The 10017-nt window shown below is 55.5% G+C and carries 8 protein-coding genes and 2 pseudogenes; 8 read left to right on the forward strand and 2 right to left on the reverse strand.

The window, feature by feature from the left end; genetic code table 11:
- Positions 1–272: 272 nt before the first annotated feature.
- The 4 genes from HNH97_RS10770 (at position 273) to HNH97_RS18300 (ending at position 4940) form a co-directional block, all read left to right on the forward strand.
- Positions 273–1001 carry a helix-turn-helix transcriptional regulator gene (locus tag HNH97_RS10770; RefSeq protein ID WP_171790874.1) on the forward strand — a complete coding sequence of 243 codons (729 nt, stop codon included), beginning with the start codon at positions 273–275 and terminating at the stop codon, positions 999–1001.
- A 132-nt stretch (positions 1002–1133) separates the two neighbouring features.
- Positions 1134–2051 carry an MBL fold metallo-hydrolase gene (locus HNH97_RS10775; protein ID WP_083824502.1) on the forward strand — a complete coding sequence of 306 codons (918 nt, stop codon included), beginning with the start codon at positions 1134–1136 and terminating at the stop codon, positions 2049–2051.
- A 779-nt stretch (positions 2052–2830) separates the two neighbouring features.
- On the forward strand, positions 2831–3736 hold the full coding sequence (locus HNH97_RS10780; RefSeq protein WP_171790875.1) for an NADP-dependent oxidoreductase: 906 nt from the start codon (positions 2831–2833) through the stop codon (positions 3734–3736).
- On the forward strand, positions 3726–4940 hold the full coding sequence (locus tag HNH97_RS18300; RefSeq protein ID WP_171790876.1) for a TCR/Tet family MFS transporter: 1215 nt from the start codon (positions 3726–3728) through the stop codon (positions 4938–4940). Before HNH97_RS10780 ends, HNH97_RS18300 begins: the two co-directional genes overlap by 11 nt.
- 235 nt (positions 4941–5175) lie before the next feature.
- Here the strand turns inward: HNH97_RS18300 and HNH97_RS10790 are convergent, their stop codons facing one another.
- A complete protein-coding gene (locus tag HNH97_RS10790; protein ID WP_171790877.1) occupies positions 5176–5751 on the reverse strand; it encodes a TetR/AcrR family transcriptional regulator in 576 nt (191 codons plus the stop codon).
- Between the two features lie 81 nt (positions 5752–5832).
- Between HNH97_RS10790 and HNH97_RS10795 the strand changes: the two genes are divergently transcribed.
- Positions 5833–6906 carry an aldo/keto reductase gene (locus HNH97_RS10795; protein ID WP_216657623.1) on the forward strand — a complete coding sequence of 358 codons (1074 nt, stop codon included), beginning with the start codon at positions 5833–5835 and terminating at the stop codon, positions 6904–6906.
- A 184-nt stretch (positions 6907–7090) separates the two neighbouring features.
- Here the strand turns inward: HNH97_RS10795 and HNH97_RS10800 are convergent, their stop codons facing one another.
- Positions 7091–7624, reverse strand: coding sequence for a TetR/AcrR family transcriptional regulator (locus tag HNH97_RS10800; RefSeq protein WP_171790878.1), 534 nt, complete (start codon positions 7622–7624; stop codon positions 7091–7093).
- A 116-nt stretch (positions 7625–7740) separates the two neighbouring features.
- Between HNH97_RS10800 and HNH97_RS10805 the strand changes: the two genes are divergently transcribed.
- From HNH97_RS10805 to HNH97_RS18470, 3 genes and pseudogenes are all read left to right on the forward strand, one after another.
- Positions 7741–8142, forward strand: coding sequence for a nuclear transport factor 2 family protein (locus tag HNH97_RS10805; protein WP_171790879.1), 402 nt, complete (start codon positions 7741–7743; stop codon positions 8140–8142).
- A 204-nt stretch (positions 8143–8346) separates the two neighbouring features.
- A pseudogene (locus HNH97_RS10810) lies at positions 8347–9780 on the forward strand (ParB/RepB/Spo0J family partition protein); the annotation flags it as partial.
- Positions 9775–10017, forward strand: a pseudogene (locus tag HNH97_RS18470) (DNA primase); the annotation flags it as partial. The pseudogenes HNH97_RS10810 and HNH97_RS18470, both read left to right, overlap by 6 nt.

Below are 10017 nucleotides of genomic sequence, written 5' to 3' on the forward strand. Positions count from 1 at the left end.
GCCCATGTCTCGTCCGTAAAGGTGCCTGTTCTGTCTCCTTCTTCCATCCCTACAATATGGGAAGAAATTCAAGATCTAACAGGCCCTAATGTCGGATTTCGCCCTCATGTCAGACATTTAATTGACTAAGGCCGGCCCCATGAAGCAGACATTATGTATATCTCATGCTACAATATCTGAGCCGCTACCATCTGTGAATAGGTGATGTTGTTCGTATCTAGAAGTCTGATCGTATCTGTATAGAGTAGGTGAAATCTTGCATCAAAAATTAGATGGCAACGTTGCGGGATAATTTTCCACAATATAAGTATAAAAAAATGCGTAATGAATCGTTCTCTACAGATGATCTTATTAATAAAATTTATTATTTAAAAAACATTATTGGCACAGATATAACATATGTATCAGGATGTATACTTTCAGTTGATCTTGATGTCCCATTCTGTCTAACAACGTTTCCTAAAGAATGGCTAGATTATTATCATCAGCAGGAATATATCCATGTTGATCCGGTAGTTAGCTATGGCCTTGGTTCTCTGAAGCCTGCATTATTCTCTGATATATCATCACCATATGCGAAATCGAGAGAATTGCGTTTACATGCTGCAGAGCGAGGTATTTTTAGAAGCGGTTTTGTTGTCCCATTGAGAGGCCCCCTCGTAAACCGGGCGATGGTCTGTTTTTCCAGCCTTGAAAGGCCAGAGCAATGGAAATCCACCTGCGTTTCATTACAGGCCCAATTTATTCAGTTAGCGCGTGAGTTACATGAAAATGTTCTTGCCATCGGCCATTTTCCGCAAGCTGAAGTGGCATTAACGGCGCGGCAGAAGCAATGCCTGAAATGGGCATCTCTTGGAAAAACTGCTTCAGAAACAGCAATGATTATCGGTATCACAGAACGGGCTGTACGTGCGCATCTAGTTAGTGCCCGTTCAGCGCTGAATGCTAGTAATATTACTCAGGCGGTCGCTAAAGCGACAGCGTTGCACGTGATTTTTTAAGTTTCAATATGGCAGATCTTACACGTTTGGAAAAATGTGGAACTCACTACGATAACGGCGAAGGCATTTTTTTAACTATATGAGACCGTCGGATTTTCGGATCACATATAGAATCCAGATGAAAGTCGTAGCATGTCCACATCGAATTCGAGCCAGTATGCGTCCCGTTTCCATCAGGGACAAGGATTTTACAGCTTCTCTTTGGGGAATCTCACAGTCACTTCGGTAAGTGATGGCTTCCTCGTATTTGATGATCCTCAGGCTGCACTTGCGCCGAAGGCGGACAGTCAGGAATTTGACACCATTCTACGAAAGAAATTTCTGTCATCTGACACTGCATACACGCATATCAATACGTTACTTATAGAAGGGAATGGGAAGAAGGTTCTCATCGATAATGGATGCGGTGATAGTTTAGGGCCAAGTGCGGGTTTGCTCGTAAAACATCTGGCCAATGCTGGAGTAAAAGCTTCCGAAATAGATATCGTGCTCGTTTCCCATGCGCACCCGGATCATATTTTTGGAACGATAACGCGGACAGGCGAGCATGTTTTTCCTAACGCGCACTATATGATCAGCAAAGAAGAGTGGGATTTCTGGACCGACCCAAATATCAAAATTTCGAGCCCCTTTGGTGATGAGATGGCACGCGCCGCGATCCTCGGTGCACAACGTCATCTGAAGGCTATTGAGGATCGTGTCTCGTTCTTTGATAGTGAACAGGAAATCATGCCCGGGATTCGTGCCATTCGTGCATTTGGTCATACCCCAGGCATGATGGCGTTTATTATTACGTCAAATCGTAAAAGACTCATATATACTGCAGACGCGCTACATCATTTTGTAGTTACACTTGCTCGGCCGGATTGGGAGCTAGGTGTCGACAATGATCCGGTGGAAGCGATCGTCACCCGTATGAGACTTCTTGAAAAAATTACAAGTGTTGAGGCTCCTCTCGTCCACGTTCCTCATTTTCCATTCCCTGGTATAGGCCACATCCGAGAAGAACATGCTGGTTACGTCTGGGAACCCGTCGTTTGGGAGTGGTGATAATAGAGCCTTCGTAGGACGCCATGCCGCTGAAGATCGTCCGCGTCGGTCTCTATGCTGGGAAGTCAAATTGATTAAACTGACATTCTGAATTGTATTCACTGGGGATAGCTATAGTTGCAGAAGCCTGTAGGAATGGTTTCGTTTCTGATCTTACTGTTGATAGTTGGCTTTCTGTCTAAACTGCCTGTCTGCTCAAAGATCTCGAAGAGGATAGGTAGTTGCCTACCTTATCCCGGTCATTCAACCTTATCTTTGCAAGATCCGAAAGCTGACCGGCGACATACTCCGCTGTGCTGCCTGACCGCTCAAGGAATATGAAACAGACAGGCGGGATACGCCTCATCTCGGACATTATGCTCCTACGGAAAATTTCCGGATAGCAGACATATTATGAGCGTTCAGATAACCATACCGATCCGGAAAGAGATGACTATGCAAATTTATAGACGGCTTTTTGTGGTCCTCTTGGCCGATAACGATCACGGAAAAGCGGCCTAGTCTAGACCGCCGCTTTTCGCTCAATCGCGCGCATAAACCGCGATCTGACAAGCTGGTTCCTGACGCCCTGCAGACCTGTGCCAAACGTTGCTGCATTAGCCCGACGCTGCTAGATATTTGTCGTCGCGAAAAGCGGCTGCCAGCGCCATGCGCGGTACGGCAGCCAAGCACACGTCGATCAACTGATGATCCGGCCAGCGTCTCCAAAATTCTCGCCACAGCCTTCGGCTGATGGCCTCATCCGCAGCCTGGAATGCTGTGGTAGATGGAGCGTGAAGATGAAGGCAGTCGAGTTCAATGAATATGGTGGCCCGGACGTGCTGCGCCTGGTCGAGGTCGATATGCCTCGCCCCGGATCGGACGAAATCCGGATCAAGGTCCATGCCGCTGGCGTGAACCCGTCGGACTGGAAGCGGCGCGAAGGGCAATATCGTGCGTTCGAGGAGGTCCACTTCCCTGCCGGCCTCGGCGTGGAAGGATCAGGAGTTGTGACCGAAGTCGGTCCAGGCGTCACGGACGTGGCGATCGGCGATGCCGTATTCGGCTTCGGCGATGCCGTGATGGCCGAACAGGCGATCCTGACGCATTGGGTGCGGAAACCGGACGTGATCTCCTTCGAAGTCGCGGCGGGTCTCCCCGTCATCTCCGAGACGGCGACGCGTGCGCTCGATCAGGTCGGCGTCCAGGAGAATCAGACTCTACTGGTAAGTGGCGCCGCGGGCGGTGTCGGCACGGCCATACTTCAGCTCGCACGACTGCGCGGCATCACCGTGATCGGCACGGCGAGCGCGGGCAAGCAGGAGTATCTTGCCAGCCTCGGCGCGATCCCCACCACCTATGGCGAAGGTCTTGCCGAGCGTGTTCGCGCGCTAGCACCGTTTGGGATAGACGCCGCCATCGACGTTGCCGGCTCAGGGATCATCCCGGAACTGATCGCCATCGTCGGTGATGCTTCTCATGTCCTCTCGGTCGCCGACTTCTCGGCCGAGGAATATGGCGCGAAGTTTTCGCATGGGCCTCCCGTCGATCCTGCGCGCCTGTTCACCACGATGGCGCAGCTCTGCGAAAGCGGCGCATTCACGCTGCACATCGAAAAGACTTTCTCTCTCGACCAGGTAAGACAGGCACAGGAAACAAGCCAATCCAGAAGCGTCACGGGCAAGTTGGTCGTTCGTGTCGACTGATCAGCGCGCAACGCGACGCTCGCTTACCGTCATCTATGCCACGGTCGCGCTTGACGCTGCGGGGATCGGGGTCGTTTTTCCGATCCTGCCTCGGCTTATTCAGGATGTGACGCACACGGGCGATGTCGCTGCCTGCGTCGGGTGGCTCGCATCGCTTTACGCAGCCATGCAATTCGTCTTCGCGCCTGTTCTGGGTGCGTTGAGCGACCGGTTGGGACGGCGACCAATCCTGCTCGTCTCATTGGCAGGGGCGGCAGCCAACTACGTCGTAATGGGGTTTGCCTTCGAGCTCTGGATGCTGCTGCTCGGGAGGGCCGTAGCGGGGCTAACGAGCGCCAACGTATCGGTCGCTACGGCCTACCTCACGGACATTACGCCAGAAGAGTTACGCCCTCGCCGGTTCGGCATGATGAGCGCAATGTTCGGCGCCGGTTTCATCGTCGGCCCGGTTCTGGGCGGAATGCTCGGCGAATACTGGGTTCGCCTGCCTTTCATCGCAGCGGCCATACTCAATGCCGCCAACCTGCTGCTCGCATTCGTCACCCTGCCTGAGTCACACCCCCGCTCGACGGCCCCCTTCGATCCGAGGGCCTTGAACCCTTTAGCTCCCCTGCGCAGGCTGTTTTCGATGCCGAGGCTTCTGCCTTTCGTGCTCGTCTACTTTGCACTGAGTGGAGCGGGCGAGGCTTACGGCGTCTGCTGGGCTCTGTGGGGCTATGACGCTTTCCGCTGGAACGGCTTCTGGATTGGCCTGTCGTTAGGCGCGTTCGGCGTTTGGCAGACACTGGTTCAAGCCGTGCTGCCTGGACGGGCAACGAAGCGACTGGGTGAGCGCAAAGCGATATTGACCGGTCTCGCCTGTTCCTGTGTTGCTTTGGTCGGCTTGGCGTTCGCCTCCCGCGGGTGGATGGTATTCCTGATCATGCCTGTATTCGCGTTGGGCAGCATTGGCACACCAACCCTTCAGGCTCTCGCCACCCGGGCCGTAGACGATGACCGCCAAGGGCAGTTGCAAGGCCTGCTTGCCTCGACGGTGAGCCTTGCATCGATCATCGCGCCACTTGGCTTCACGGCGTTCTACTTCACTGTGCATCGACAATGGCCCGGTGCGATCTGGTTGGCGGTAGCTGCTATCAACCTGGCAGCTGTGCCGCTCGTGCTGCTCGGCACGAGCCGAAGGCGCATGGCACTTGATCGTAGCTGAGAGAACTGCTTAGCCGGGCTACGTCGATAGCTGCGATCCTTTCACGGAGGATCCCGAAACGAAAGATCCAGCGGGAAAGCCGGAAGAGCACTGGATGGAGCTATTATGTGGCCGTCATGAGCTTATCACCGCCTTGATTCGTCCAGTGGGGTGGCAAGGTTGTCGTTTCCCCGACCAGAATCGATGAAACCCTACGCAGGAGACGCAGGCACGTCGAGCGGCTGTCGTTGCCTCATCACGTAATCTGTTTGATTTGCCCGCTGGCTTTCGGGGTCATGATAGCCGTTGTGATGACATCGAAAAATCGGCTGGTGCGTGCCGCAAATGAAGGCTGCTCTCCCAGCCAGCCAAGAGCACCAATCAGCCCAAATAAATCCGTCCCGTCGATATCGTTGCGCGCCGTTCCTTCGGCTTGAGCACGACCAAGAAGCCGAGCGCCTGCCGACCGCAGGTTGGTACAGGAGATATGGAGGGCGGAATTCTCGTCTTCCAGGGCAATGGACATCATGCTGACGACACCATTGTAGGCCCCCATAAATCTCACGGCCTCGCTGAGCCATGAGAGTAGAGCGTTCGAAGGCGAAGCGGATTTCTCGAGCCTCTCTGCTGTCCTGGTAAGTTCATCAAGAGCTGTTCGAAGCAAAGCCTCAAACAAGGTTTCCCGGGTCGGAAAATGACGCAACAGTGTGGCGAATCCCACACCCGCACGACGGGCAATGTCACGCATGGAAACGTTTACGCCATCTTCTGCGATGGCTTCGCGTGCGCTCATGAGAAGGCGGTCGTAATTTTTTTGGGCGTCGGCTCGCATGGGTTCCGCTTGACAAGTGGTTCAGTGGTCCGTTTAACTGGATCAGTGAACCACTTGTAGCGTAATTGCTCGCGGGAGGACATGAAAATGTCAGTTAATATGCGATACAAACTTTTGGGCGAACACACCGGCCTGAGGGTTTCTGAGCTTCTGCTCGGGACCGCGAATTTTGGCCGCGCCTGGGGTGGACATGGTGCGGAGCCGGACGAAGCGCGCCGCATTCTGGACACTTACGCTGAGGCGGGCGGGAATTTCATCGATACTGCCAACGGTTATCAGGAAGGACAGTCCGAGGAATTTCTGGGAAACCTGCTTGCGGGACGACGCAACGAATTCGTTCTGTCCACAAAATACTCAGTAAAGACCAATGCGACGTCCGGCATCCTCGAAACCGGCAATAGTCGTCAGGCCATGGTGTCATCCGTCGATGCAAGCCTGAAGCGGCTCAAGACCGACCGCATCGACATTTACTGGGCGCATGTTTCGGATGGTGTTACGCCGCTTGAAGAAATTGTGCGGGGGTTCGATGACCTCGCACGTGCCGGCAAGATCCTCTATGCCGGACTGTCAAATTTCCCAGCATGGCGCGTGGCAAGAGCTGCAACGATCGCGGAGATTCGCGGCGCTGTTCCGATTGCGGGTATCCAAGTCGAACACAGCCTCGTGCAGCGTGCAACCGAAGATGAATTGATTCCTGCAGCCCGGGCACTTGGCCTCGGTGTGGTTGCTTTCTCGCCGCTTGGTGGCGGCGTCCTGACCGGGAAGTATCGGGCAGAGGAAGCTACAGATCGGCGCAACGAGGCCTGGGCCGGTGCCGGCTTCCAGCCTGAAAATACGCCACAACGCACGGCCATTATTGACCGTCTGTTTCAGGTCGCGGCAGAGATGGACGTGACGCCAGGAGAAGTCGCCATTGCCTGGGTAGCCGCCAAGGGCTCGTTTCCGATTATCGGCCCTCGCACACTTGCCCAACTCGAAAGCAATCTGGCCGCCACCAAGTTGGCGCTGTCATCCGAGCAGGTAGCGCGTCTTGACGAGGTGAGCGCAACCCCGCGCAGCTATCCCTACACAGTGCTTGACGCCCCCCGGATCAAGGACATCATCACCGGCGGCATGGACGCCCGGATAGACGCTCCTGTGAAACCCGTTGCCTGAGAAACAGCGTGAGACCTGGTTGCGGTCAGGGCGTCCTGCATCTCAGGCGGAAGAGAGAAAACGCTTCGTCAGCCGTAGGACGTCAGCTTACGGATCTCCGCACTTCCAGACCGATAGTCCGCCCTCCCCATTTAGCTGTCAATTTTCCTGGAGAATTCCAAAACAGGCCGCCAGTGGCAGCTTCTTACGCAATACGGATTACGCCTTTTCCTCGGGCAGCCTGAAGTTGCCGAATTGTCTCAACAGACAGACCCTGAGCCAGCATTTCGTCGATTAGATCAATATGCAGCGCAGACAGTAAGGCGTGGGCACTATAGATCGCATAATCTTCATCAACCTGATTTGATGCCTCCATAATGAAGTTTTTCGTCTTCGCGTGCATCCATCGATAATGCGGAGATTGCAGTAATCCCCCGGTGGCTTCTCGGGCATGGATCAGGTGCCTGTTCGCAATCTTAAACATTAAGATGGCATCGAGAAATGCAATAAGGCGGTCCAGGGGGGCAGCGCTTTCGTCAAATGGTGGGACACCGGTCGTCACTCTTTCTTTAAGGATGGCGATCTTCGTGGCCCACAGCGCGTCCAGAAGGCCGTCCCGGTTACCAAATGCTCGAAATAAGGTTCCTTTCCCGACAGATGCGGCTGCGGCGATAGCGTCCATCGTCACCGAACCCGGCAGCTTACTTTGAGCGAACAGCATATCTGCGGCTGCCAGCATGCCTTCAAGGGCGACTGGCGGCCGCCCCCGATTTTTATGTTGTATTTCGGACTCTCGGTCCGTTATAGGTGAAGCCTCTGAACTCATAGTCTTTAATTTATGCCGGAGAGCACTGCATGTCACCAACATCTGTCCTTCCTGACTGGCTCGAAACAGCATTTGAAGCCCTTGAACGTGGCGATATCGACGGCTGGATGTCGATCTATGATGCAGATGCCGTGCATGAGTTTCCATTTGCTCCGGACGGCTCTCCGACCCGTTTAACGGGACGGGATGCTATCGCTGCATACATGCAGCGTCTGCCGACGTTCATTCGCTTCGGCTCGCTCAGAGATGTGCACGTGCGTGAAGTCGGCGATGAACTGATCGTGGAAGCCACAGGTCATCATCACAGGATCTCGGATGGCGCTCCCCGAGACATCAGCTATGTCTGGTTCATCACAAGACGTGCCGGCAAGGTGACGTTGATCCGGGATTATATGAATCCGCTCCAGTTGGAGCGCATCGCATCGTCTTAATAAGAGAAAGGCGATGTCCGCTTTTGCGTTCTTCGGGCGGATAGCAGACATTCCGCTTTCCCCCTTTGCTGACTTTTTTTGCCGGGAATAGGGAATTACTTGGTATGGGGGGTAGCTTTCAGAGTCAGAGGGCTGCGCGGATTTTCGTGACGGGTTGAGAGGGTGGGAGAGAGGCTCCTGTCCGCCCGTCATGGAGTTTTCGTCATGGCGACCACTATTTCCAAAATCAGCCTCAGTTCGTCCCGTGACATTCCGTTCAACCGGCTGGTGCTGTCCCAGTCCAACGTGCGGCGTGTGAAATCCGGCCTGTCGATCGAGGAACTGGCCCGCGACATCGAGCGCCGAGGGCTGCTGCAGAGCCTGAATGTCCGTCCCGTTTTGAATGACGATGGGACCGAGACCGGCAGCTATGAAGTGCCCGCCGGTGGGCGTCGTTTCCGTGCCCTTGAACTGCTGGTGAAGCAGAAAAAACTGGCGAAGACGGCGGCCGTGCCATGCGTGGTACGCGCGGCCGGATCGGCCATTCTCGCCGAGGATGATTCCCTGGCCGAGAACGTCCAGCGTCTGGCCCTGCATCCTCTGGACCAGTTCCGCGCCTTCCGTGACATGCTGGAAAAGGGCATGTCCGAAGAGGAAATCGCCGCCGCGTTCTTTGTCGCACCGGCCGTGGTCAAGCAGCGTCTGCGTCTCATGACCGTGTCGGCCAAATTGCTGGATATCTATGAGCAGGACGGCATGAAGCTGGAACAGCTGATGGCTTTTTCCATCAGCGATGACCATGCCCGTCAGGAACAGGTGTGGGACATCGTGTCCCAGAGCCATAACCGCGAACCCTATGTCATCCGCCGCATGCTGACCGAGAAAACCGTGCGGGCCTCGGATCGTCGCGTGCGCTTCGTCGGACTGGATACCTATCTTGCGGCCGGTGGTCCTATCATGCGCGACCTGTTCGAAGCGGATGACGGTGGGTGGCTGCAGGATCCCGCCATTCTGGACCGGCTGGTCATGGAAAAGCTGCACGCAGCCGCGGAAGATATCCGTGCCGAAGGCTGGAAATGGGTCGAGACGGCCCTATCTTTCCCATGGGGTCACACACGGCAGTTCGTCGAGATCGATGGCACGGAAGTGCCCCTGACCGATGAAGAGACGGCCCGTCTCGAGGTCCTTCATACCGAGCAGGAAAGTATCGAGGCTGAATACGCCCAGGCCGACGAATACCCTGATAAGGTTGATGCAAGGCTGGGCGAGATCGAACGGGCCATTCTTGCCCTGGAAGAACGGCCCCTGACGTTCGATTCCGCTGACATGGCGCGGGCGGGGGCGTTCGTCAGCCTCGACAGTGATGGCACGCTGCAGGTGGAGCGGGGCTTCGTCCTGCCCGAGGACATGCCGAGTGAGCCGGAAGAGACCGATGATGCGGGCAGCGCCGATGAATACGATCGCCCTGCATATGATGGGCAGGACCATGATAGCACAGGCCATGGTTATCAGGAGGGCGATAGCATTGCTCCAGACGTCGAGCCCGAGGAGGAAGACGGGATCAAGCCGCTGCCCGACCGGTTGCTCACCGAACTGACGGCCTGGCGCACGCTGGCCCTGCGGGACGCGTTTGCCAGCAACCCGCACATTGCCCTGACCAATGCGCAGTCATGGGATGCTGGCGATCTGGCCCGCAGGCTGGCCGAGAACGCCGAGGCGGTCTGTCGGCATTACCTCTCGGCCGGGCGACGGCACGGCAATTACTGGCTGGTCGGCGACGTCCACAACACCCCCGGGCGGTCACTTTATGTCCGCCTGCATGGTGGACCGGACGGCCGTGGCCGTGCGGGGAAATGGACGGATGGCGCGACGGGGCAGCATGGCGATCTGCTCGAC

The sequence above is a fragment of the Gluconacetobacter entanii genome (genome assembly GCF_013155425.1).
Taxonomy (GTDB): Bacteria; Pseudomonadota; Alphaproteobacteria; order Acetobacterales; family Acetobacteraceae; genus Novacetimonas; species Novacetimonas entanii.

Bases quoted from the DNA above. Each gene is read 5' to 3' on its own strand.
- HNH97_RS10780 (WP_171790875.1), top strand. From the start codon at position 2,831: ATGAAGGCAGTCGAGTTCAATGAATATGGTGGCCCGGACGTGCTGCGC.
- HNH97_RS10770 (WP_171790874.1), top strand. From the start codon at position 273: ATGGCAACGTTGCGGGATAATTTTCCACAATATAAGTATAAAAAAATG.
- HNH97_RS10795 (WP_216657623.1), top strand. From the start codon at position 5,833: ATGAAAATGTCAGTTAATATGCGATACAAACTTTTGGGCGAACACACC.
- HNH97_RS10800 (WP_171790878.1), bottom strand. From the start codon at position 7,624: ATGCTGGCAGCCGCAGATATGCTGTTCGCTCAAAGTAAGCTGCCGGGT.
- HNH97_RS10775 (WP_083824502.1), top strand. From the start codon at position 1,134: ATGTCCACATCGAATTCGAGCCAGTATGCGTCCCGTTTCCATCAGGGA.
- HNH97_RS10805 (WP_171790879.1), top strand. From the start codon at position 7,741: ATGTCACCAACATCTGTCCTTCCTGACTGGCTCGAAACAGCATTTGAA.
- HNH97_RS10790 (WP_171790877.1), bottom strand. From the start codon at position 5,751: ATGCGAGCCGACGCCCAAAAAAATTACGACCGCCTTCTCATGAGCGCA.